The following is a 24,206-nucleotide window of genomic DNA, read 5'->3' on the forward strand; positions in this document are numbered from 1 at the left end:
TTAAACGGCCTTCTCTTTAGATGCAGTGAGATCAGTAGGATGATCATCGCGTGACGGGTCAACGTCCATCGGGTTATTGTCATCGCTTGGCCCGTTTGCGAGCCCTGCAAGCCTTGAGAAACTTTCAAGCGACAGCATGACAGCCCCCACAACGGCCAGAAAGACCCCCAAGTCGAAGAGGGCCGCTGTGGCCAACTCGAACTTTTCAAATGGCGGAATACGCACATAGGTAAAGGCCGATGTCAAAAATGGCTTTCCGACGAACCAAGACCCGATGCCCGTCAGGCCCGCGATCAAGACGCCGGCCCCGATCACCCCGTGATACGGATATCGCAACCGCGCCGATGCCCAGCCAAAACCGCTGGCCATGTATTGCATAACCACGCCAATCGACACGATCAGGCCCGCAATAAATCCACCGCCCGGCTCATTGTGGCCACGCAGAAAGATGTAGAACCCTACCATTACAATAATCGGAAAAAGAACGCGCGTGAGCACGACCATCATCATCGGATGCCTCATGCCCGAACGCGCCTGATCTGGCTTGCGATTCAATAGGCGCGCCCGCACAGGGCCATTTAGCAACGTCTCGGTCAATGCGTAGATGAGCAGCGCCGCAATGCCCAACACAATGATTTCGCCGTAGGTGTCAAACCCGCGGAAATCGACAAGGATCACGTTCACCACGTTTGTGCCGCCGCCGCCCTTATAGGAGTTGGCCAGATGAAATTCCGAAATAGGCGTGCTGATCGGGTCGCGCAACATGTAATGATAGGACAACCCAAAGGTTGCCAGACCACCAACCACGGCCACACCCGTATCGCGCACCCGTCTCAAAACAGAACTTTCCACCGGCGTTTTGTTTGGAAGGAAATTCAGTGCGAGTAGCAGCAAAATGATCGTGACGACTTCGACAGTGAACTGTGTCATCGCCAAATCGGGGGCGCTCAGGAATACAAACCCAGTCGACACCATAAGTCCGACAATACCAATCAGGATCAGCGACAACAGGCGGTTACGATGCATCATGACCATGCCCGCAGTTGCCGCCACCAACATCAGCCAGCCCGCGATCGGCACGGCACCGGCAGCTTGCATGCGGTACGTTGCTGCGCCGACTGTTCCTGTGGTCCACGCATAATAGCCCGCCGCGACCATTGCGACGATTGCGATCGCTGCATAGCGCGAAAATGAACCGTTGTGCAGCGGCAGGGTAATGGTGCGGGCTAATCGGACGACAAAGTTGATGAGGCCCTCGAAGATCACTTTGGCTTCAGGGCGCGGTGCGCTGTCCCACAGACGCAATGCTGGATTGAAAACAAACAACAAAAGTAAACCACCGATAACCGCCGTGATCGACATGTAAAGCGCAGGCACCAGCCCATGCCAAATTTTGAAATACGCCTTGGGCACCTCGGCCGTGTCGCCCAAGACAGAGGCCGTAACCAGCTTCACCAGCGGCTCAACAATGAACGGTGCAACGCCGATGAGCACAACCAGCACAACAAGGATCGAAGGCGGCAACCACAATCCCGCCCCTGGATCATGTGGCTTGGCGGGATAGTCATCGCGCACGGGCCCTAAAAACACATGCCCGATAAGGCGGAAGCTATAGGCGGCTGAAAACAAGGCCCCGACAACTGCCAAAGTAGGTACCAGCCATGGAGAGCTGAACAGCACCGTATGATATGCTTCTTCCAGCATCATTTCCTTTGACAAGAACCCGTTGAGCAAAGGTATCCCCGCCATCGACAAAGCCGCCAAGCTGGCGACACCAAAGGTCACGGGCATCAGTTTTCTCAAACCGCCCAGCCGTCTGATATCGCGCGTGTGCGCTTCGTGATCGATGATCCCGGCAGACATAAAAAGCGCCGCCTTAAATGTCGCGTGGTTGAGAATATGAAACACCGCAGCCATCGCGCCAAACGCTGTACCCGTGCCGAGCAGCATGGTGATCAAGCCTAAATGGCTGACGGTTGAAAACGCCAACAACGCCTTTAAGTCATGCTTGAACAGAGCGATGACCGCCCCCAAAACCATGGTGATCAAGCCCACCGAGGTCACAATCATGAACCACTCTGTCGTGCCCGACAGAACGGGCCACATGCGCGCGAGCAAAAAGATACCCGCCTTCACCATCGTGGCAGAATGCAGGTATGCAGATACTGGGGTGGGCGCGGCCATCGCATGTGGCAACCAGAAATGAAACGGGAATTGTGCAGACTTGGTAAAAGCTCCCAGCAGGATCAGAATCAACGCAGGAACGTAGAGCGGGTCAGCTTGGATCAGATCACGATGTTGCAAGATCACACTAAGATCATAGCTACCCGCGATCTGACCAAGGATCAGCATGCCACCAATCATTGCAAGCCCGCCCATGCCTGTAACGGTCAACGCCATTCGTGCGCCTTGGCGCCCCTCGGGCAAATGCTTCCAATATCCGATCAGCAAGAATGATGATAGCGATGTCAGCTCCCAAAACACTAACAAAAGCAGAATATTGTCGCTCAAAACAATACCAACCATGGCGCCCTGAAAGAGCAGCAGGTAGGTAAAAAACTGCCCCATGTTGTCATCGCGGCTGAGGTAGTGCCTCGCAAAAGCAATGATTAACAGCCCAATTCCAAGGATCAAGAAGGCAAAGAAAAACCCTAAGCCGTCCAGCATCAGCGAAAAGTTCAACCCAAGCAGGGGTACCCAGTCGACGCGGACCATCACGACATTACCCGCAAGGATCGCAGGCAGGTTGGTCAACAGGCCGACAAAGGCTGCCAACGTGACGGTGAAGGTGACGCCGGCTGTTGCCGACCGACCCGCGGCATTCATCAAACCTGGCAGCAACGCGCCGAACAACGGTAAAGCAACGATAAAGAAGAGGGACACGTGAATTCCTGACTCAATTGCAATGTTATTTAGTTAAATGTGCGATAATTGGTCACAATTGCAAGGGCCACACCGCATCTATTCACCTAAATCTTGTTAAAAGCACTAGTGAAACACGAAAACTGGTATTAGCCGCGCCCAATCAAGCGGTAAAAATGCATCAGACCAATACCCACTATGAATAGCCCCAGCTTTTACCGACGACAATCATCCTTACTAAGGTTGATGGTCGTCGGTAAAAGCACAATGGAAAATCGCCACTTATCAGGGGTCCGCGCACGGGCGGTCCGAACGGTGTTCGAGTATCAAGGCTATATGAAACGCAGGCCGACGCGATAGCGGCCACTGTACCCGCTGCACAACAGGGCATTGCATGGCAATGGCCCGAGAGGCGAACATCGGCTGTAGTTTCCAGACCTTGAATGGCCAGGTTGATTGGTTCGACAACCACCGACTGTTCGGCCCCATTGGGGGCATCCCGTCAGCACAGGCTGAACAGAACCTCGAAGCACAGCGCGACGTGCTCAATATGCCCGCATGAAATGAAGCTCAAGGTCTCCGGTAAAACCGGGGCGATTCAGTATGTCGGCGGCACGGGATCAGCTCAGCGACGTTCTATAAATACAAATCGAAGTATGGTGGCATGGAGCCGTCGGATGCGAAGCGATTGCGTGCGCTTGAAGACGAGAACGGCAAGCTGAAGAAGCTTTTGGCTGAACAGATGCTCGACAACGCGATGTTGCGAGACATCAATTCAAAAAATGGTGACGCCTGCTGGGAAGCGGCAAGCGGTGGTTCACCTGTGCGAAGCGCACGGTGTGAGCCAGCGGCGGGCGTGTGATGTGCTGCAAATTGATCGGTCAACGGTACGGTATCTGTCGCGTCGTGGCGATGATGCTAAACTGCGGGATGCCATCAAACGAGTTTCGAGGGAGCGGCGTCGGTTTGGTTGCCGCCGTATTCACGTGATGATTGCGCGGGAGGGCTTTGAGGTGAACCACAAGAAAGTGAGGCGCATCTACCGTGAAGAGAAGCTGCAGGTGCGCCGCAGAGGTGGCAGGAAGCGCGCTTTGGGCACAAGGAAGCCGATGGTGCTTCCGGATGGCCCAAACCAACGCTGGAGCTTGGATTTTGTGTCTGACGCCCTGACAGACGGTCGCAGGTTCCGCATTTTGGCAGTCGTTGATGACTTCAGTCGCGAGAACTTGGTTCTGGTGGCCGACACATCACTGTCTGGTCACCGTGTTGCACGTGAACTGGACAAGGTGATCGCTGAACGCGGCATGCCAAAGACGATTGTGTCGGACAACGGAACTGAGTTCACCAGCATGGCGATCCTCAAGTGGGTTCAGGAAACTGGTGTTGATTGGCACTATATCGCGCCCGGAAAACCCCAACAGAACGGCTTTATCGAAAGCTTCAATGGCAAGCTGCGAGATGAATGTTTGAATGAAACGTTATTTGGCACATTGCGCGATGCCCGCAAAACGCTTGAAGAATGGCAGGAGGATTACAACTGGCGCAGACCACATTCAGCATTGGGCAACCTCACCCCGATGGAATTTTTGCAAAGAAAGGCAATGGACAAGATGGCGGCCTAACGCCAAAGATTTAACCCCAAGGACTCCGCACAAAGCTGGAGGAGACTTGGGGCTCAGGTCACCATCAGCAATGGCATGTTCCATGCATCAATGAAGGGAAAGATGGACACATTGGAGGCACGCAAGGCAGAACTGGACGCTAAGCCAGCGGAAACCGCCGCAGAAGAACCCATTATTCTCCATCCCGCCCTTGCGGAGATTTACGGTGCCAAAATCAAGGCATTGGCTGGCAGCCTTGGCGATGAGGATACGAAGGCAGAGGCCATCGAACTTCTGCGAAGCCTCGTGACAGAGGTGCGCCTTTATCCCGATGCGGAAGCATCAGATGGCCATATTATTGAGCTATACGGAGAATTGGCCTCGATCTTGGATCTCACCACCCCCAGAAACAACAAAACCCGCCGTGTTACCAGCGGGTTGTCGTATTCAATGGTTGCGGGAGTAGGATTTGAACCTACGACCTTCAGGTTATGAGCCTGACGAGCTACCGGGCTGCTCCATCCCGCGACAGGGTATTGAACCGGAGGTTGTTATTTTCATCGTTGAGAGAATATGTGGCTCTTTATTAGGTTTGGCGGTGACCTACTCTCCCACGTCTTAAGACGCAGTACCATCGGCGCAACCGTGCTTAACGGCCGAGTTCGGGATGGGATCGGGTGTTTCACTAGCGCTGTGACCACCAAACCGAATAAAGAGCCAAGTCAAGTATACTGTGTTGTGTGTATGCTTTTGATTAATCTAGTAAGTTTTGCTTTTACTGGATCAAATCAAGCCTATCGGGCAATTAGTACTGGTCAACTGAATGCATTGCTGCACTTACATCTCCAGCCTATCGACGTGGTGGTCTTCCACGGCCCTCAGGGATACCTTGTTTTGAGGGGGGCTTCCCGCTTAGATGCCTTCAGCGGTTATCCTTTCCGATCATAGCTACCCAGCACTGCTCCTGGCGGAACAACTGGTACACCAGTGGATCGTTCACCCCGGTCCTCTCGTACTAGGGGCAACTCCTCTCAAGTATCCTACACCCACGGCAGATAGGGACCGAACTGTCTCACGACGTTCTAAACCCAGCTCACGTACCTCTTTAAATGGCGAACAGCCATACCCTTGGGACCTGCTCCAGCCCCAGGATGAGATGAGCCGACATCGAGGTGCCAAACACTGCCGTCGATATGGACTCTTGGGCAGTATCAGCCTGTTATCCCCGGCGTACCTTTTATCCGTTGAGCGATGGCCCTTCCACTCGGGACCACCGGATCACTATGGCCGACTTTCGTCTCTGCTCGACTTGTCAGTCTTGCAGTCAGGCTGGCTTCTGCCATTGCACTCAACGAGCGATTTCCGACCGCTCTGAGCCAACCTTCGCGCGCCTCCGTTACTCTTTAGGAGGCGACCGCCCCAGTCAAACTACCCGCCACACAGGGTCCCGGATCCGGATAACGGACCGCGGTTAGACATCAAGCAGAACAAGGGTGGTATCTCATATTTTGTCTCCACAAGAACTAGCGTTCCTGCTTCAAAGACTACCACCTATTCTGCACATGTTCGGCCTAATGCCAGTGTGAAGCTGTAGTAAAGGTGCACGGGGTCTTTCCGTCTAACCGCGGGAAGCCTGCATCTTGACAGGCAATTCAATTTCGCTGAGTCTATGTTGGAGACAGCGGGGAAGTCGTTACGCCATTCGTGCAGGTCGGAACTTACCCGACAAGGAATTTCGCTACCTTAGGACCGTTATAGTTACGGCCGCCGTTTACCTGGGCTTCAATTCGACGCTCTCACATCTCCTTTTAACCTTCAGGCACCGGGCAGGCGTCAGACCCTATACGTCGTCTTACGACTTCGCAGAGCCCTGTGTTTTTAGTAAACAGTCGCCACCCCCTGGTTTGTGCCCCCAGCCAATACTTGCGTAGAAACTGGGCCTCCTTCTCGCGAACTTACGGAGGTATTTTGCCGAGTTCCTTCAACATAGTTCTCTCAAGCGCCTTGGTATTCTCTACCTATCCACCTGTGTCGGTTTAGGGTACGATCTAGCGATGGAGCTATTTCCAGGGACCTCTAAGCAGCCCATTCAATCCAATAAGGATGAACTACCCTCGAGATCCGTCACTTCCATCTGGCCCAGGAATATTAACCTGGTTCCCATCGACTACGCCTTTCGGCCTCGCCTTAGGGGTCGGCTTACCCTGCTCAGATTAGCTTTAAGCAGGAACCCTTGGATTTTCGGCGAGGGAGTCTCTCACTCCCTTTGTCGCTACTCATGTCATCATTCTCACTAGTGATCTCTCCACCGGATCGCTCACGCGCCGGCTTCACAGAAAGCCTCTTGTGTCCAATCCTACCGAAGTAGGCAAGGACACATGAGACTATGTCACACTACGCTCTGCTACCGCAGTACACAAAGTGTACTACCCTAAGCTTCGGCTCATGGCTTGAGCCCCGTTACATCTTCGCCGCAGGACAACTTATCTAGACCAGTGAGCTGTTACGCTATCTTTAAAGGATGGCTGCTTCTAAGCCAACCTCCTGGTTGTTTTGGTCGTCCCACCAGCTTTCCCACTTAGCCATGAATTGGGGGCCTTAGCTGTAGGTTAGGGTTGTTTCCCTCTTCACTACGGGCGTTAGCACCCGCAGTGTGTCTGCCGTCTAGTACTCCCGGGTATTCGGAGTTTGGTTAGGGTCAGTAAGGCTGTATGCCCCCATTGCCCATCCAGTGCTCTACCCCCCGGGGTATTCGGACGACGCTCTACCTAAATAGATTTCGCAGAGAACCAGCTATCTCCGAGTTTGATTGGCCTTTCACCCCTAGGCACAATTCATCCCGACCTTTTTCAACAGGTGTGGGTTCGGACCTCCAGTAAGTGTTACCTTACCTTCATCCTGATCATGCCTAGATCACTCGGTTTCGGGTCTGATCCCACAAACTCATTCGCCCTATTAAGACTCGCTTTCGCTGCGCCTACACCTAACGGCTTAAGCTTGCTTGTGAGACCAAGTCGATGACCCATTATACAAAAGGTACGCCGTCAGGACTCAAGGTCCCTCCGACTGCTTGTAGGCGTCCGGTTTCAGAAACTGTTTCACTCCCCTCGTCGGGGTGCTTTTCACCTTTCCCTCACGGTACTGGTTCACTATCGGTCAGTAAGGAGTACTTAGCCTTCGGGGGTGGTCCCCCGATCTTCAGACAGAATTTCACGTGTTCCGCCCTACTTAATACGTCAATCGAAGCTTCCTATACGGGGCTGTCACCCGCTATGGCCACGCTTTCCAACGTGTTCTAGTCACTTCTCATGCTCGGCTGGTCCCCGTTCGCTCGCCGCTACTAGGGGAGTATCTATTGATGTCCTTTCCTCCGGGTACTTAGATGTTTCAGTTCCCCGGGTTTGCTCTTAAAACCCTATGTATTCAGGTTAAAAGTACCTGTTTCAGCTCATTATAAATTACCCAAGGGTAATTATAACAAACTGTCAGGTGGGTTGCCCCATTCGGAAATTTGCGGGTCAAAGCCTATTCTCGGCTAACCGCAACTTATCGCAGAGTATCACGTCCTTCATCGCCTCTTACTGCCAAGGCATTCACCAAACGCCCTTCTCGCGCTTGATTTGATCCAGAAAGAGCAAAACTAAGATCCGAAGATCTTGCCATTTTGCGAAGGGTAGAAGCTGGTAAGATCTACACCTTATACTTTCTAAAATCAAAAGCATACTTTCCCGCTCCTACTCTGGGTAGAGTAGGAACTTACAGTGATATCCTATGCGAGGAATATCACCTTTGGTTAGTTTACTTGACTTGGGCAACATTGCCATGTTTCAGAAGGGATACACTTAACAAACCGAGGATTGGTTTGCATAAATGCCTCCGCCGTAGCGGACCAACTGAGATCAACCAAACACTTATGGTGATCAACAATGTTGCATTATTCTCTCTATACGATGTCAATTCATCTGAACGATCAGATGAGCAAACATTCAAACAGAATGCTTGCTGATATGATCAATCTACGCGGTCTTGGTGGGTCGAGGAGGACTTGAACCTCCGACCTCACGCTTATCAGGCGTGCGCTCTAACCAGCTGAGCTACCGACCCTAGCGACCCGGTTGGGTCTGCGTAACTGGTGGAGCCTATCGGGATCGAACCGATGACCCCCTGCTTGCAAAGCAGGTGCTCTCCCAGCTGAGCTAAGGCCCCGATGCACATCCCTTGCGGCATGTGCTGGTGTTTGAAGAGATATGAGGACGGCCTGGCCCGAGTTTGATCAACTATTACGTTGATCTTATGCTACCTAAGTAGCTGCTAAGTGTTTCACGAGGAAGAACAAGTTCTTCTTGCTAGAAACATCCTTAGAAAGGAGGTGATCCAGCCGCAGGTTCCCCTACGGCTACCTTGTTACGACTTCACCCCAGTCGCTGAGCCTACCGTGGTCCGCTGCCTCTCCGAAGAGTTAGCGCACGGCCGTCGGGTAGACCCAACTCCCATGGTGTGACGGGCGGTGTGTACAAGGCCCGGGAACGTATTCACCGCGTCATGCTGTTACGCGATTACTAGCGATTCCGACTTCATGGGGTCGAGTTGCAGACCCCAATCCGAACTGAGACAGCTTTTTGGGATTAACCCATTGTCACTGCCATTGTAGCACGTGTGTAGCCCAACCCGTAAGGGCCATGAGGACTTGACGTCATCCACACCTTCCTCCCGCTTATCACGGGCAGTTTCCCTAGAGTCCCCGGCCGAACCGCTGGTAACTAAGGATGTGGGTTGCGCTCGTTGCCGGACTTAACCGAACATCTCACGACACGAGCTGACGACAGCCATGCAGCACCTGTGTGATATCCAGCCGAACTGAAGGAAAGTATCTCTACGATCCGCGATATCCATGTCAAGGGTTGGTAAGGTTCTGCGCGTTGCTTCGAATTAAACCACATGCTCCACCGCTTGTGCGGGCCCCCGTCAATTCCTTTGAGTTTTAATCTTGCGACCGTACTCCCCAGGCGGAATGCTTAATCCGTTAGGTGTGACACCGAATAGCATGCTACCCGACGTCTGGCATTCATCGTTTACGGTGTGGACTACCAGGGTATCTAATCCTGTTTGCTCCCCACACTTTCGCACCTCAGCGTCAGTATCGAGCCAGTAAGTCGCCTTCGCCACTGGTGTTCCTCCGAATATCTACGAATTTCACCTCTACACTCGGAATTCCACTTACCTCTCTCGAACTCAAGACTAACAGTATCAAAGGCAGTTCCAGGGTTGAGCCCTGGGATTTCACCTCTGACTTATTAATCCGCCTACGTGCGCTTTACGCCCAGTAATTCCGAACAACGCTAACCCCCTCCGTATTACCGCGGCTGCTGGCACGGAGTTAGCCGGGGTTTCTTTACCTGCTACTGTCATTATCATCACAGGCGAAAGAGCTTTACGACCCTAAGGCCTTCATCACTCACGCGGCATCGCTAGATCAGGCTTGCGCCCATTGTCTAAGATTCCCCACTGCTGCCTCCCGTAGGAGTCTGGGCCGTGTCTCAGTCCCAGTGTTGCTGATCATCCTCTCAAACCAGCTAAAGATCGTAGACTTGGTAGGCCATTACCCCACCAACTATCTAATCTTACGCGGGCCGATCCAAATCCGATAAATCTTTCCCCCGAAGGGCGTATGCGGTATTACTCTTCGTTTCCAAAGGCTATTCCGCAGATCTGGGTACGTTCCCACGCGTTACTAACCCGTCCGCCGCTCCACCCGAAGGTAGCGCTCGACTTGCATGTGTTAGGCGTGCCGCCAGCGTTCGTTCTGAGCCAGGATCAAACTCTCAAGTTGAAAAGCAATTACTTGCTTATCCTTGACGTCGAACCTCTGCACATCACACATCAACCTAAAAGGTCAATATGCACATCAATCCGGAAAGATTGATGTTAACTGTTTGTTGTGCTTTAGTTTCAAAGAAACAAAAGCCGTCCAAACAGTGAAGCTGACACTCTATAATCAGAACCTAAGTTCCTAAGAGCGCGATATACAGACGTTCTTGTCGTTAAGACCAAACCGCCCACATATCTCTTCAAATATCTATCAATTTCAAAGAGCGAAGAGACAAAAACCAGACCGATGCGCCAAATCTCTTCGGCGCGCCTGCCTAACATCAACCTCTAATTTTATTCTTCCGAACCCTCAGTTCCGCGTCTCCGCTTCCCGTCTTGTCCGCCCCGTCTGCAGTGTCTCGCTTCCGGTAAGGGGGGTTCTAAGGCTAACACCCAAAGCCCGCAACCCCTTTTTCATCGAAAATCACGTTTTTGTAAAAAATACGACCAAGCACCTGATAATAAACAAACTTTATTCCAATCCCCGCCCCAAAACAAACACCCCGAACAACCTGACCCTAGGTCAAACACGCCGCACCCCAGAACACACAACGCAACATTTTGTGCTTATCAACAACTCCATACGCAAGAATACGAAATGTGAGGCATGAAGACACCCGACTCGGACAAGAATCGCGAGTCGGAATCACGGTGCGAGTCGCACCTAGCGCGCCCAATTTTCGTCGATCGCCCGAAGTTTCCGCCAAAACTTGTCGTTTCGACACAAAAAAGGGCGACTCATTTACGAGTCGCCCTCTTTAAACTGTATATCGCTACTAAATCAGGCGTAGCGCACGTCGTCCCCGTCGCTCTCCAAAGGTTTGAGCGCGTTGATCGCATCATCCAGTGAGACCGCCCCCAAAGGAACGCCCTTTGCCGAGACCACTGGACAGGTTCCACCAGGTGCTTTGTGTAATTTGGGGAGTGCCGCTTCAATTGACATGCCACCGGAAAGGGTTTGCCCCTCGCCTGTTGCCCCTTTGCGCACAATAGACCGCAGCCGCACAACCTTGGCGCGGTTGATGTCCTTAATGAAGTCGGTGATGTAGTCATCCGCCGGCTTCATAATGATATCTTGCGGATCGCCCGACTGGATAATCTCGCCGTCACGTAGAATGGCGATGCTATCTGCAATGTTGAGCGCCTCATCGAGGTCATGCGTAATAAAGATGATCGTCTTGTGAAGCTCTTCTTGTAGCTCCAACAAAATGGACTGCATATCCGTTCGGATTAAAGGGTCCAGTGCAGAGAATGCTTCGTCCATAAGAAGGATATCAGCATCCGTTGCCAACGCGCGCGCAAGGCCCACACGCTGTTGTTGACCACCAGAGAGTTGAGACGGGTATTGCTCCTCAAATCCGTTGAGCCCCACCCGATCGAGCCATTTGCGTGCCCGCTCGTCTCGCTCTTCCTTGTCGACACCTTGAATTTCAAGGCCATATTCTGCATTTTCCAAAACCGTGCGGTGCGGGAAAAGACCGAACTTCTGAAAAACCATCGACATCTTGAACCTGCGCAAATCACGCAGCTCTGAGGCACTCATCCCCATGACATTCTCACCATCAACCCAGATCTCACCCTCGGTAGGTTCGATCAGACGATTGAGGTGACGGATCAATGTCGACTTGCCGGACCCCGACAACCCCATGATGACCTGAACCTTTCGGGCAGGGATATCGAGAGTAATGTCTTTGAGCCCGAGCGCGTGACCATGTTGATCCATCAAGTCAGGCTTGGACATTCCAGCGTGCACATGAGTCATGGCACCATGAGCATCATCTCCGAACACTTTATATAGGTTGCGAATAGACACCTTAATCTCGTCTTGGTCGTCATCCGCGTTTGCAGGCTTCATATTGAGATCAGTCATGTCCAGTCTCCCGATACGCCTGAAGGCGTTTGCCATACGTCTGGCTTACGCGATCAAAGATGATCGCAAGAGCCACAATCGCCAGCCCGTTCATAATACCCAATGCAAGGTACTGATTAGCGATGGCCTGTAATACAGGCGTGCCTAAACCTTTCACACCAATCATCGATGCGATCACGACCATAGAAAGCGCCATCATGATTGTTTGGTTCACACCAGCAAAGATGTTTGGCAAAGCCAGCGGAATCTGGACACCAAATAGCTTTTCACGGCTCGAGGCCCCAAAACTTTCAGCGGCTTCCATCACATCACGATCAACCAATCGGATACCGAGGTTCGTCAGGCGCACGATGGGCGGGATCGCGTATATACATACAGCGATCAAACCCGGAACCTTCCCGATGCCCAAAAGCATAACAACGGGGATAAGGTAAACGAATGACGGGATCGTCTGCATCACATCGAGGATAGGTGTGATAATCCGCTGCGCCCAATCTGACCGCGCCATAAATATCCCGATAGGAATGCCCACAGCGATACACACAAATGTCGCAACTGAGATAATGGCGAGGGTCGCCATCGTGTTTTCCCACATGCCCAGACGTCCGATGAGCAAGAACGCGATAATCGTGCCCAGAGTAATCTTCCATGACCGCGCGCCGAGCCAAGTCAGCAAAGCAATCACAGCAATCACGAGCGGCCATGGCGCACCCGTCAACAACTTCTCGAAGAAGATCAAGAATTTCAAAAGCGGCGTAAAAAACGCCTCAAGTTCGTCGCCAAAAGCTCGCGAAAAGGTGCGGAAGCTCTCGTCGATACTTTGTTTCAACAGCGACAGGTCGCGGCGACCCATCGAAGGAAACTCAATTAGCCAATTCATAGGTATTGATTCCCGTTTTTTCTAAAAAAAGGGCCCGCGATAGACCGTAAACCGGATCGCGGGCCCTCCATTCATATTTCAGACCACATTAAGTCGGGTCTTCACAGTGCGCTTTTAACTTTCTCGGCAACGTCTGCTGGAACCCACTGCATCCAAATGTCTTCCTGAGTTGCGAGGAATTCATAAGCGGCATCTTCGCCGGACGCTTGGTTTTCGTTCATGTAGACGAGCATGCCATTCATGACTTCACCTGGGTAAACACGTGCTTTGAAGTAGTCCGTTGCAGGGCCAGCCTTTGCGATGAACTCGTCTGTCACAACAGACTCAACTGCGGATTCAATCCACGATGTCGGTTGTGGGTCGAGGCAATCCTGCTCTGGCAAGGAAATACAGTTGTTCCAGTTGTCGTCACCTGCGTACTCGGCTTCGAATGGCAACATCTGTAGGTCATATTTGCCGATAATCGCGGTAGGAGCCCAATAGTAACCAAACCATGGCTCATCACGGTCGACCGCTTTCGCAATGGAACCGTCGAGACCTGCGGCGGAACCCGGATCAACCAAAACCCAGCCTTTTGCTTCCATGTCAAATGCGCGGAATTGATTGGCGTTGATCGACTGGCAGCCCCAACCCGCAGGGCAACCCATAAAGGCACCTTTGGATTCATCTTCGATGAATGGGAACATCTCAGGGTGAGCAAGTACCTTTTCAACGGTGTCGAGCTCGGGGTGATCTTCTTTGAACTTTTTGGTCACCCACCAACCTTCTCCGAGGCCCGTGATAGGACCATCGTTGAGGGCGACAAGCGAACCGGCTTCCTTGGCTGCTGCCAAAGGCGTTGCCACGGCGTTGATCCATAGCTCAGGTGCGATGTCTGGCTGACCCTTTTCGTTCATAGATGTAAATGTCGGCGTCGTGTCCCCTGTGATGAGTTCTACGTTACATGCGTAGCCCTCTTCGAGGATAATTGCATCTACGTTCGCCATGAACGAGGCAGAGGCCCAGTTCATTTCGGCGATTGTGACATCGCCACAATCTGCGGCAAAAGCAGCACCGGCGGATGCCACAATGGACAGAGCGCTGGCAGCAATAAGTTTAGTCATAGTCATAAGAGGAATCCTGCTTACTTCGTGTGTGTTCAGCGATCCGACGCCATTGAGACGTACAAATTGAACCGCGCACCACCCCGAATTGGGCGATTTCTCCACACGTCCGTTCGCTGTTCCTCGTTAGGAACGCCCCTCTATATAAAGACAGGCACGATCGGCGGAGCGTGGGGTGAATCTACATGTTGTGCGCTCAAATGCAACCCGATTGCCTAAACCGCTCCCGCTGGCCGCATAGTGCGGACCTCGAATGTCGCGAAAAAACCATTGTACCAAAGATGATTAGGTACTGAATCCGTGTGTATCGCGACAGTCTTCGGGAGGCTGCGTCATCATAGCAATCCGCCAAAGGTTGCCCAGCCATTGATGCACCGCTATCAGTCGTGCGCAAGATAAAGCCCGAGAAGGAAATGAGATGGCCGACGATCGCACACTTCAGGACGCCGCTGACCGCGAAAAATCCAAGCGCGTTGGCGCATTGGCGGAACTTTGGCCATTTATCAAACCCTATAAAATCGTAATGATCGGTGCGATGATGGCATTGGTCCTCACGGCCTGTATCTCACTTATCTTACCTGTTGCGGTTCGCCGCGTGGTTGATGGCTTTCAAGCGTCACAAGGGCTTTTGCTCGACAAATACTTTGGTGCGGCGTTGGCGATTGCCTTCTTACTCGCGCTAGGAACCGGGCTTCGCTACTACCTTGTGACACGACTGGGCGAACGCGTTGTGGCCGACATCCGAAAAGCGGTATTCGATCGTATGATCCGCATGTCCCCCGCATTCTATGAGCGGATCATGACCGGCGAAGTTCTATCGCGCATCACCACTGACACGACACTAATCCTCTCCGTCATAGGCTCATCCATTTCGGTAGCGCTACGCAACTTCCTTATTCTAATTGGTGGTCTCATTTTGATGATGATCACATCTGCTAAACTCACCGGGCTGGTGTTGCTCATTGTGCCAATCGTCATCGTGCCCATCATCGTTTTAGGCCGCAGATTGCGCAAACTGAGCCGCGAAAACCAAGACTGGATTGCGTCCTCGTCCGGCACCGCCTCCGAGGCGCTGCTCTCCGCCCAAACAGTTCAGGCGTTTACTGCTGAAGATGAACAATCCTCACGGTTTGGTTCCGTGACGGAAAAAAGTTTTGTGTCGGCACATACCCGCGTCAAAACCCGCGCCGTGATGACGGTGATCGTCATCACACTCATCTTCTTTGGCGTTGTTGGCGTCCTTTGGATCGGCGCGCGCGATGTACGCGAAGCCACATTGTCGATCGGTGAGTTGGTCCAGTTTGTGATTTATGCGATCATGGTCGCGGGTGCGGCGGGCGCGCTTTCCGAAATCTGGGGCGAGCTGCAACGCGCGGCAGGCGCGACCGAACGTCTGATCGAGCTTTTGCGCTCACAAGACCCCGTGCAAGATCCCGCGACGCCCCTACCCCTGCCCGCCCCGGTGAAAGGCGCAATCGCTTTTGACGCTGTGCGCTTTTCTTATCCTGCACGTCCAACACAAGCGGCCCTTGATGATGTGTCGTTTGAGATCAAAGCCGGTGAAACAGTTGCCCTTGTTGGCCCTTCAGGCGCAGGGAAATCGACGATAATCCAATTGTTGCAACGGTTTTATGAACCGCAAGAGGGCACGATTTCAATCGACGGCGTGGCCATTTCAGACATGGCACGCAGCGATTACCGCCGACAAATTGCCTTAGTGCCGCAAGACCCTGTTATCTTTGCAGCCTCGGCCGCCGACAATATTCGGTTTGGGACGTCTGATGCACCGTTAGAGCGCGTTATCGCTGCGGCCAAGGCAGCAAATGCCGATGACTTTCTTGCCAAACTGCCCGAGGGTTACGACACCTATGTTGGCGAGCGCGGCATCATGCTTTCGGGCGGACAAAAGCAGCGCGTTGCAATCGCGCGTGCGATTTTACGAGATGCGCCAATCCTTTTACTCGACGAGGCGACATCCGCGCTCGATTCTGAAAGTGAACAAGCCGTCCAAAAAGCCGTCGAGGAGTTGGCGCGAACACGCACCACGCTTATCGTCGCACACCGCCTTGCGACAGTCAAAAAAGCCGATCGTATCCTTGTGTTCGAAGACGGCAAAATTGTAGCCACCGGAACCCACGACGATCTCGTTGCACAAAGGGGGCTCTACGCCCGCCTTGCAAAGCTCCAGTTCACACATGGCGAATAAAGCGTGCCAATCAAATCTGTTCGCCACATCGGGCGGGCAGCTTTTAAAAATTATCCTTTAGTTTCTCCTTTTCTTTCCTAAAGTTTCGATATTTTATGCGCCCAATCGTAACTTTACCATTTGGAGAATGACTATGGGTTTGTGGAATTTCGCGAAAAATGCAGGCAAAGCCGTCTTTGGAAAAAAAGACGACGCGCCGAACAAAGATGATCTTCTGGCCGAGATCGAAGCTCTCGGGCTTGAGGCCGAAGGTGTCGAAATCGAAGTGGACGGTGATACTGTGAAAATTGGTGGCTCCGCAATTTCACAAGAAGCCAAAGAAAAAATCATCATGGCGGCTGGCAATATCGAAGGCATCGCATCTGTTGAGGATAACCTTGGTGGCGACGATCCCGTATTCCACGAAGTTAAAAAGGGCGACACACTCTGGGGAATTTCAGCTGCGGCTCTTGGCAACGGCGCGCGCTACGAAGAAATCTTTGAAGCAAACAAACCTATGTTGTCGCACCCTGACAAAATTTATCCAGGTCAAATGCTTCGCATCCCGCAAGATAAAAAAGCCTAACCAAGCCAAATCGATATGTTTAAGGGCGTCCCATTGGGGCGCCCTTTCTACATCTTACATTCGTGTTGGATGAACGAGATACACGCGTATCTCAAACACGCTCGACCAAGATCGACCCAACCGAATAGCCCGCACCAAAAGAGCAGATGAGCCCACGCGCACCGCGCTCTAAATCGGACGAATGTTTCGAAAACGCGATGATGGACCCTGCCGATGACGTATTGGCATAGTCTTGCAAAATATTGGGTTGCTCACCGTGCCGAGGCTCACGCCCAAGTACCTTTTTCCCGATGTAGTCATTCATGGTCTTGTTCGCTTGGTGTAGCCAGAGCCGCGCTAGATCATCGGGCACAACTCCGTCGCGTTTGAGGTGGTCTGCGATGTGTTTCGACACGAGCGGAAGGACCTCTTTGAACACCTTTCGCCCGTTTTGTACGAACTGCATATCGCGGCGGTCATCCATTTGATCATGCGCGCGCCGCAAAAAGCCGTTGTTGTTTCGGATGTTGTTTGAAAACTTAGTGGCGCACGCAGTCGACACCACTTTGAACTGAGCAGTTTTGGCGACATCGCCCGATTCCAACAACACAGCGGTCGCCACATCACCAAAGATAAAGTGACAATCACGGTCCCGCCACTCCAAGTGGCCCGATGGCAACTCGGGAGAGATCACCAGTGCACGGGTGGCAGACCCACCACGGATCATATCAGCGGCAGCTTGAATTCCGAACGTGGCCGAAGAACATGCAACGTTCATATCAAACGCGAAGCCACCCGCACCCAATATCTGTTGAATTTCGACAGCCATCGCAGGATACGCTCTCTCCATATTGGAGGCGGCAACGATGATGAGGTCGACATCCGAGGCAGAAATCCCTGCACGGGCGAGCGCATCGTTCGCAGCACTACACCCCATCTGCGCCATAATAGACGGCTCATCGTCGCTGCGCGGTGGAAGGCGCGGACACATGCGGCGTGGGTCCAAAATGCCATCTTTTTCCATCACGTACCGCTGCTCGATTCCTGACGCAGCGAAAATAAACTCAGACGTTGAGGGCAACTTTTCTACGACATTTCCTGCCGCAATGGCCTGTGCATTCTCTTCATTGTGCAAGCCGACATAGGCATTATAGGAGGCGACCAACTCATCATTCGTGATCACATGGGGTGGCGTAAACACACCTGTTCCGCTTATGAATACGTCTGTCATAATGTCATCTCTCCCTATGGACTGAACCGAAGGCTACGCGCCAGACCGGCCAAGGTCCACAACTGCGCGGCGACAGTTGTATGAATGACGTGGCGTTCTAGGTGAGCCTTGGGGCGATGACGCTGCGTAGGACACGGACCAGCAAGGCTTGCGCGGGACGGTGTTTCTACGCACTATCATTGCAAAGGGGAGAGGCAATCCGCATGCACGACTTGTGCGGACAAGCTTACGCACAGAAAGGGAGGAACCATGGCGTCTGATTTCAGTTCAATTGCCGCACGCGACGCGATCCACAATGAGATGACGTGGGAAGATCGCGATATACCGGCAACCATTTACGGACTTTTAAGTGATACGGCGTCCAAATTTCCGGACCGCCCCGCGTTTTCATACCAGATAACGTCAGGCCCAACGGACAAAGCGGAGACACTGACATGGCGCACGTTCCATAAACGCGTGACGCAGGCCGCAAACATGTTCCGAGATCTCGGCATCCAAGACACGGACACAATTGCGTACATCATGCCAAATTGCCATGAAACCGCGATAACCTTTGTCGGCGGTATGGTCGCGGGGATCGTAAATCCGATCAATCCGCTGTTAGAACCCGAACAGATTGCGGCAATACTGCGCGAGACGAATGCCAAAGTCGTTGTCACGCTGCGCGCATTTCCAAAAACCGACGTTGCCCAAAAGGTCGCAGAGGCTGTGCGACACGCACCCAATGTAAATACCGTACTTGAGGTCGATCTTTTGTCGTATCTCAGTCCGCCCAAAAGCTGGATCGTGCCCCTTATTCGTCCAAAAAACGTGATGGCACAGACAAATCACGCCGACTACTTGAACTTCACCGCCGAATTGAACCGCCAGTCAGATACTCTTCAATTTGCGGATGGTGACGCCGACCGTGTGGCCGCCTATTTCCACACGGGTGGGACAACAGGGATGCCAAAGGTCGCTCAACACTGCTACTCAGGTATGATCTACAACGGCTGGCTCGGCGCGCGTCTATTGTTTGATGAGACGGATGTGATCATGTGCCCTCTGCCCATGTTCCACGTCTTTGCGTGCCACGTCATCATCATGGCGATGCTATCAAGCGGTGCTCAAGGCGTGTTTCCAACGCCCGCGGGTTACCGTGGCGAAGGCGTTTTCGATAATTTCTGGAAACTTTGCGAACGTTGGAACGTGACATTTGTTATCACTGTACCAACCGCTATTTCCGCCTTGATGCAGCGCCCCGTGGACGCTGACATCTCGTCGGTCAAAATGGCGTTCTCTGGATCTAGTCCTCTCCCAGTCGAGCTCTACAAGCGATTTGAATCTGCGGCGGGTGTAGAAATCGTCGAGGGGTACGGACTAACGGAAGCTACCTGTTTGGTATCCGTCAATCCCGTCGGCGGGCCAAAGAAAATCGGGTCCGTAGGCATTCCGTTGCCTCACACCGATGTTAAGATTTTGGTGCAGACACCAGATGGCCCACGAGAGTGTGCAACGGACGAAGTTGGTGAAATCTGTATCGACAACCCAGGTGTCTTTGCTGGATCAACTTACACCGAGGTGGACAAAAACCACGACCTCTTCCACCACGACACCTATTTGCGCACGGGCGATTTAGGCCGCATCGATGACGAGGGCTATTTGTGGATTACTGGGCGGGCAAAAGACCTGATCATTCGCGGCGGGCACAATATTGACCCCGCCGAAATCGAAGAGGCCCTAGCTGGCCATGAAGCCATAGCAATGGTCGGTGCAATTGGCCAACCCGATGCACACTCAGGCGAGCTACCATGCGCCTATGTGGAATTGGTCGATGGTGCCTCCGTCACGCCAGACGACCTTATGGCATACGCGCGAGTCCATATCCATGAGCGCGCCGCATATCCCAAACACATTGAAATCTTGGACGAGCTGCCAAAAACTGCGGTCGGCAAAGTGTTTAAACCTGATCTGCGCAAACGCGCAATTACGCGCATCTATAACGGTGCGTTGGTGCAAGCCGGAATTCCAGCTTCTATCGTCAAAGTTATTGACGACAAAAAGCGGGGTTTGGTTGCTCAAATTGACCCCACTGCGAAGTCACACGCCGACGCAATCGCGGCCTGCCTTGGTGAGTTCACAAACCCATGGGAATGGTCGGAATAGCTTTTTTCCAAGCGCGGCACATTACCAAGCGATAAACAGAAAAACGCCCCGAGGTCATAAACCTCGGGGCGTTTCTATTCGTAAATGCGTTAGGATTTAGCCGCGCTCTTCAATGATCTCGACGAGGTGTGGGATAGAATCCACCATGCCGCGCACGGAAGGTGTATCTTCCAATTCGCGAGTTTTATGCATTTTGTTGAGGCCGAGGCCAACAAGTGTCGCACGCTGTTTGGCGGGACGACGGATCGGGGAACCGATCTGTTTTACAACGATAGTTTTAGCCATGTGTCCGATTCCTTACGCTTCAGCGGTTTCAGCAACCGGAGCATCATCCTTGCGGAGGATTTCGGCGACTTTTTTGCCACGACGCTGAGCCACGGAACGTGGGGAGGCCTCTTTACGAAGGCCGTCCAGCGTAGCGCGGATCATGTTATACGGGTTCTGTGAGCCCGTAGATTTCGCAACAACGTCCTGAATGCCGAGCATTTCGAACACAGCACGCATTGGACCACCGGCGATGATACCAGTACCCTGTGGGGCGGTGCGCATCACAACTTTGCCGGCGCCGTGGCGACCTTCCATGTCGTGGTGCAATGTGCGGCCCTCTTTGAGAGCAACACGGATCATCTGACGCTTGGCTTGTTCGGTGGCTTTGCGAATGGCCTCGGGGACCTCTTTCGCTTTACCTTTACCGAAACCAACGCGGCCTTTTTGGTCGCCAACAACTACGAGTGCGGCGAAGCCAAAGCGCTTACCACCTTTCACAGTTTTGGAGACGCGGTTGATCGCGACAAGGCGATCAGCAAACTCTGGTGTTTCTTCACGATCGCGACGTGGGCCGCGACGATTTTCACGTTCTGCCATAGAACTATCCTTTCAAGGTGGCGCATGTGCGCCGCTTATCTCGATCGCAGTGACGGGCGCGACTGGCGCGCCCGACCTGGATCATCGGGAGGACAACGTGTCGTCCCCCACAAGTGCTTAGAACTTCAGACCGCCCTCACGCGCGGCTTCAGCCAAGGCTTTCACTTTGCCGTGGAACAAGAAGCCACCACGGTCGAAGTAGCACACTTCGACGCCGGCTTTTTTAGCCCGCTCCGCCAGTGCTGCGCCGACTTTGGCTGCTGCTGCGACATTGTTCGTTCCGATCACGCCGAGATCTTTCTCGAGCGAAGATGCGGACGCGAGGGTTACACCCTGAACGTCGTCGATCAGCTGTGCGCTGATGTTCTTGTTGGAGCGATGGATCGACAAGCGAAGCTTGCCGACATTGCTCTTGCGAAGTTTGTTCCGGACGCGCAGGCGGCGCTTCAAGAACAGGTCTCTTTTGCTGTTTGCCATTTTGAGCGTCCTTACTTCTTCTTACCTTCTTTGCGGAAGATGTACTCGTCTTTGTACTTGATACCTTTGCCTTTATAGGGCTCGGGCTTGCGCCATTCGCGGATATTTGCCGCGACCTGGCCGACGAGTTGTGCGTCAGCACCTTCCACAATGATTTCGGTTTGTTTCGGGGCGGTGACGGTAACGCCGTCAGGCACCTCAAAATTTACCTCGTGCGAGTAACCAAGCGACAGCTTCAGGGTATTCCCCTGCATCTGCGCACGATAACCAACACCGTTGATTTCCAGCTCTTTTTTGAAGCCGTCAGACACACCGGTCACCAAGTTGGCGATTACTGTGCGCGACATGCCCCACTGCTGGCGAGCACGCTTAGAACTACCACGAGGTGTGACAGTAATAACGTTTTCGCCGAGCGTCAGGGTGACGTCATCGGTTGCTGTGAAGGAAAGGGTTCCTTTGGAACCTTTAACTTCGATAGTCTGGCCGGAGACAGAAGCAGTTACGCCGCTGGGCAGGTCGACCGGTTTTTTACCAATACGAGACATTGCGCTCTCCTTAGAAGACTGTGCAAAGCACTTCGCCGCCAACATTGTTGGCACGAGCGTTTGCATCCGACATCACACCCTTGGGGGTGGAGACAATCGACACACCGAGACCCTGACGGACCGTTGGGATGTCTTTGACACCGAGGTATACGCGACGGCCAGGCGTGGAAACACGCTTGATCTCACGAATAACAGGGGTGCCTTCGTAGTACTTGAGGCTGATCTCGAGGGTCGCGTGACCGTTGACATCAGTGCTACCTTCGTAACCGCGGATATAGCCCTCATCGAGCAGCACATCGAGGACCCATGCGCGCAGCTTGGAAGCTGGCGTAGAGACCACGGATTTGCCGCGCATCTGAGAGTTGCGGATGCGGGTAAGCATATCGCCGATAGGATCGTTCATAATATCTCTCCCTTACCAGCTCGATTTCACGAGACCGGGGATCTGGCCCATGGAGCCGAGTTCCCGCAGCATGATACGGCTGACCTTGAGCTTACGGTAGTAAGCGTGTGGACGGCCTGTCAGCTGACAGCGGTTGTGAAGACGCGTAGCCGAGCTGTTGCGCGGCAGGTCTGCAAGCTTCAAGGATGCGCGAAAGCGCTCTTCCATCGGCTTCTCTTGATCATAGATGATCTCTTTGAGAGCGGCGCGTTTGGTAGCGTATTTTGCCACCAATTTCTCGCGCTTGACCTCACGTGCGATCATGGATTTCTTAGCCATGTTCTCTAACTCCTCGCGCGATTAGCTGTTGAAGGGCATGTTGAACGCAGTCAACAGGCTCTTGGCTTCAGCGTCGGTTTTCGCCGTAGTGGCGATTACAACGTCCATACCCCAGACTTCGTCCACTTGGTCGAAGTTGATCTCGGGGAACACAATGTGCTCTTTGATACCCATGGCGTAGTTGCCACGACCGTCAAAGGACTTACCCGGCACGCCGCGGAAGTCGCGGATACGAGGCATTGCAATCGTGATCAGACGATCGAAGAATTCATACATACGGTCGCCACGCAAAGTGACTTTCGTACCGAGAGGCATGTCCTCACGAACGCGGAAACCAGCGATGGATTTCTTAGCGATTGTGGTGAGTGCCTTTTGGCCGGCGATCGCTGTGAGATCTTCCTGAGCGGATTTCGCTTTTTTGGAATCACGTACAGCTTCAGCACCGCAACCGATGTTGAGAACGATTTTGTCCAGACGCGGGATCATCATATCGTTTTTGTAGCCAAACTCTTCTTTGAGTGCGGCACGAATGGTGTCCTTGTAGAGCGACTTGAGACGCGGGGTGTATGTGTCAGCGTCGAGCATCAGATTACGTCCCCTGTCGTTTTGGCGAAGCGCACTTTCTTGTCACCTTCAAATTTGAAGCCAACGCGAGTTGCTTTGCCATTTTTGTCGAGAAGCGCGAGATTGGACAGGTCGATTGGCATAGCAACCGGCTGACGGCCGCCCTGCTCACCCTGTGTCGCTTTCGCGTGACGGAGGGCGACATTTACGCCTTCCACAATTGCTTTGCCTTTGGCAGGGTTTACAGAGGCGATTTCGCCCTGTTTGCCCTTGTCCTTACCGGCAAGTACGACGATCTTATCGCCTTTACGGAGCTTAGCAGCCATTACAGCACCTCCGGAGCGAGTGAGATAATCTTCATAAAGTTTTTCGCGCGAAGCTCACGAACAACTGGTCCAAAGATACGTGTACCTACGGGCTCGTTGTTGTTGTTGAGGATCACAGCAGCATTGCTATCAAAACGGATAGCAGTGCCGTCATCACGACGAACTTCTTTTGCTGTGCGAACGACGACGGCTTTACGCACGTCCCCTTTTTTCACACGGCCGCGCGGAATGGCTTCTTTCACCGAAACAACGATGATGTCACCCACGGACGCGTAACGACGGTGCGAACCGCCGAGGACCTTGATGCACTGAACACGGCGAGCGCCGCTATTGTCAGCTACATCCAGATTGGTCTGCATCTGGATCATTTAGTTTCTCCCGACCTATGGGGTAGGCTGC

At 53.0% G+C, this 24,206-nt stretch carries 18 protein-coding genes, 3 tRNA genes, 3 rRNA genes and 1 pseudogene; 5 read left to right on the forward strand and 20 right to left on the reverse strand.

Translation table 11 applies throughout. The annotated features are described in order from the left end of the window. Window positions 1-2,883 (reverse strand): monovalent cation/H+ antiporter subunit A, encoded by a 2,883-nt coding sequence (locus tag IMCC12053_RS06990; RefSeq protein ID WP_062217227.1) that lies wholly within the window; start codon window positions 2,881-2,883, stop codon window positions 1-3. A gap of 373 nt (window positions 2,884-3,256) precedes the next feature. On the opposite strand from IMCC12053_RS06990, the gene IMCC12053_RS15785 reads away from it, so the two are divergent. Next, the gene (locus tag IMCC12053_RS15785) at window positions 3,257-3,424 is read left to right on the forward strand and encodes a hypothetical protein (RefSeq protein ID WP_156320736.1); all 168 of its coding nucleotides are present in this window, start codon (window positions 3,257-3,259) and stop codon (window positions 3,422-3,424) included. A gap of 39 nt (window positions 3,425-3,463) precedes the next feature. Then, window positions 3,464-4,484: pseudogene (locus IMCC12053_RS07000) on the forward strand (IS3 family transposase); the annotation flags it as partial. Window positions 4,485-4,914: 430 nt separating this feature from the next. Here the strand turns inward: IMCC12053_RS07000 and IMCC12053_RS07005 are convergent. The 9 genes from IMCC12053_RS07005 to IMCC12053_RS07045 form a co-directional block, all read right to left on the reverse strand. Then, a tRNA-Met gene (locus IMCC12053_RS07005) sits at window positions 4,915-4,991 on the reverse strand. 62 nt (window positions 4,992-5,053) lie between these two features. After that, a 5S ribosomal RNA gene (rrf, locus tag IMCC12053_RS07010) occupies window positions 5,054-5,168 on the reverse strand. A 79-nt stretch (window positions 5,169-5,247) separates the two neighbouring features. Further along, window positions 5,248-8,084, reverse strand: a 23S ribosomal RNA gene (locus IMCC12053_RS07015). Between the two features lie 406 nt (window positions 8,085-8,490). Further along, window positions 8,491-8,567 (reverse strand) — tRNA-Ile (locus tag IMCC12053_RS07020). A 26-nt stretch (window positions 8,568-8,593) separates the two neighbouring features. Further along, a tRNA-Ala gene (locus tag IMCC12053_RS07025) sits at window positions 8,594-8,669 on the reverse strand. Window positions 8,670-8,825: 156 nt separating this feature from the next. Beyond that, window positions 8,826-10,293, reverse strand: a 16S ribosomal RNA gene (locus IMCC12053_RS07030). Together the 16S, 23S and 5S rRNA genes with 3 tRNA genes alongside form the textbook arrangement of a ribosomal RNA operon. An 819-nt stretch (window positions 10,294-11,112) precedes the next feature. After that, the gene (locus IMCC12053_RS07035; RefSeq protein WP_082389055.1) at window positions 11,113-12,201 is read right to left on the reverse strand and encodes a quaternary amine ABC transporter ATP-binding protein; all 1,089 of its coding nucleotides are present in this window, start codon (window positions 12,199-12,201) and stop codon (window positions 11,113-11,115) included. Next, entirely contained in the window at window positions 12,194-13,081 is an 888-nt protein-coding gene (locus tag IMCC12053_RS07040) for an ABC transporter permease (RefSeq protein ID WP_062217230.1), read from the reverse strand. The genes IMCC12053_RS07035 and IMCC12053_RS07040 overlap by 8 nt, the downstream gene beginning before the upstream one ends. Window positions 13,082-13,182: 101 nt before the next feature. Further along, on the reverse strand, window positions 13,183-14,184 hold the full coding sequence (locus tag IMCC12053_RS07045; RefSeq protein WP_205623934.1) for a glycine betaine ABC transporter substrate-binding protein: 1,002 nt from the start codon (window positions 14,182-14,184) through the stop codon (window positions 13,183-13,185). A gap of 418 nt (window positions 14,185-14,602) precedes the next feature. On the opposite strand from IMCC12053_RS07045, the gene IMCC12053_RS07050 reads away from it, so the two are divergent. Both IMCC12053_RS07050 and lysM read left to right on the forward strand, forming a co-directional pair. After that, a complete protein-coding gene (locus tag IMCC12053_RS07050; protein WP_062217236.1) occupies window positions 14,603-16,390 on the forward strand; it encodes an ABC transporter transmembrane domain-containing protein in 1,788 nt (595 codons plus the stop codon). Between the two features lie 133 nt (window positions 16,391-16,523). Further along, window positions 16,524-16,955, forward strand: coding sequence for a peptidoglycan-binding protein LysM (gene lysM / locus IMCC12053_RS07055; RefSeq protein ID WP_062217238.1), 432 nt, complete (start codon window positions 16,524-16,526; stop codon window positions 16,953-16,955). Between the two features lie 91 nt (window positions 16,956-17,046). Here the strand turns inward: lysM and IMCC12053_RS07060 are convergent, their stop codons facing one another. Further along, window positions 17,047-18,165, reverse strand: coding sequence for a beta-ketoacyl-ACP synthase III (locus IMCC12053_RS07060; protein WP_062217241.1), 1,119 nt, complete (start codon window positions 18,163-18,165; stop codon window positions 17,047-17,049). Between the two features lie 249 nt (window positions 18,166-18,414). Here IMCC12053_RS07060 and IMCC12053_RS07065 point away from each other — a divergent pair, with 249 nt between their 5' ends. Next, window positions 18,415-20,310 carry an acyl-CoA synthetase gene (locus tag IMCC12053_RS07065; RefSeq protein WP_062217242.1) on the forward strand — a complete coding sequence of 632 codons (1,896 nt, stop codon included), beginning with the start codon at window positions 18,415-18,417 and terminating at the stop codon, window positions 20,308-20,310. A 96-nt stretch (window positions 20,311-20,406) separates the two neighbouring features. On the opposite strand, the gene rpmD is transcribed toward IMCC12053_RS07065, so the two are convergent. From rpmD to rplN, 9 genes are all read right to left on the reverse strand, one after another. Continuing rightward, complete coding sequence (gene rpmD / locus IMCC12053_RS07070; RefSeq protein ID WP_062217245.1) at window positions 20,407-20,595, reverse strand: 50S ribosomal protein L30; 189 nt, start codon at window positions 20,593-20,595, stop codon at window positions 20,407-20,409. A gap of 12 nt (window positions 20,596-20,607) precedes the next feature. Further along, window positions 20,608-21,174 carry a 30S ribosomal protein S5 gene (gene rpsE, locus IMCC12053_RS07075; protein ID WP_062217248.1) on the reverse strand — a complete coding sequence of 189 codons (567 nt, stop codon included), beginning with the start codon at window positions 21,172-21,174 and terminating at the stop codon, window positions 20,608-20,610. A 117-nt stretch (window positions 21,175-21,291) separates the two neighbouring features. After that, window positions 21,292-21,651, reverse strand: coding sequence for a 50S ribosomal protein L18 (gene rplR / locus IMCC12053_RS07080; protein WP_062217251.1), 360 nt, complete (start codon window positions 21,649-21,651; stop codon window positions 21,292-21,294). A gap of 11 nt (window positions 21,652-21,662) precedes the next feature. Beyond that, entirely contained in the window at window positions 21,663-22,196 is a 534-nt protein-coding gene (gene rplF / locus IMCC12053_RS07085; protein WP_062217253.1) for a 50S ribosomal protein L6, read from the reverse strand. Window positions 22,197-22,206: 10 nt separating this feature from the next. Next, window positions 22,207-22,599 (reverse strand): 30S ribosomal protein S8, encoded by a 393-nt coding sequence (gene rpsH, locus IMCC12053_RS07090; RefSeq protein ID WP_062217256.1) that lies wholly within the window; start codon window positions 22,597-22,599, stop codon window positions 22,207-22,209. A gap of 12 nt (window positions 22,600-22,611) precedes the next feature. Then, complete coding sequence (rpsN, locus tag IMCC12053_RS07095; protein ID WP_062217259.1) at window positions 22,612-22,917, reverse strand: 30S ribosomal protein S14; 306 nt, start codon at window positions 22,915-22,917, stop codon at window positions 22,612-22,614. 21 nt (window positions 22,918-22,938) lie between these two features. Further along, the gene (gene rplE, locus IMCC12053_RS07100; RefSeq protein WP_062217262.1) at window positions 22,939-23,502 is read right to left on the reverse strand and encodes a 50S ribosomal protein L5; all 564 of its coding nucleotides are present in this window, start codon (window positions 23,500-23,502) and stop codon (window positions 22,939-22,941) included. Further along, entirely contained in the window at window positions 23,502-23,807 is a 306-nt protein-coding gene (gene rplX / locus IMCC12053_RS07105) for a 50S ribosomal protein L24 (protein WP_062217264.1), read from the reverse strand. The genes rplE and rplX overlap by 1 nt, the downstream gene beginning before the upstream one ends. Further along, entirely contained in the window at window positions 23,807-24,175 is a 369-nt protein-coding gene (gene rplN, locus IMCC12053_RS07110; RefSeq protein ID WP_062217266.1) for a 50S ribosomal protein L14, read from the reverse strand. Before rplN ends, rplX begins: the two co-directional genes overlap by 1 nt. Between the last annotated feature and the right edge of the window lie 31 nt (window positions 24,176-24,206).

This window comes from Celeribacter marinus, assembly GCF_001308265.1.
Taxonomy (GTDB): domain Bacteria; phylum Pseudomonadota; class Alphaproteobacteria; order Rhodobacterales; family Rhodobacteraceae; genus Celeribacter; species Celeribacter marinus.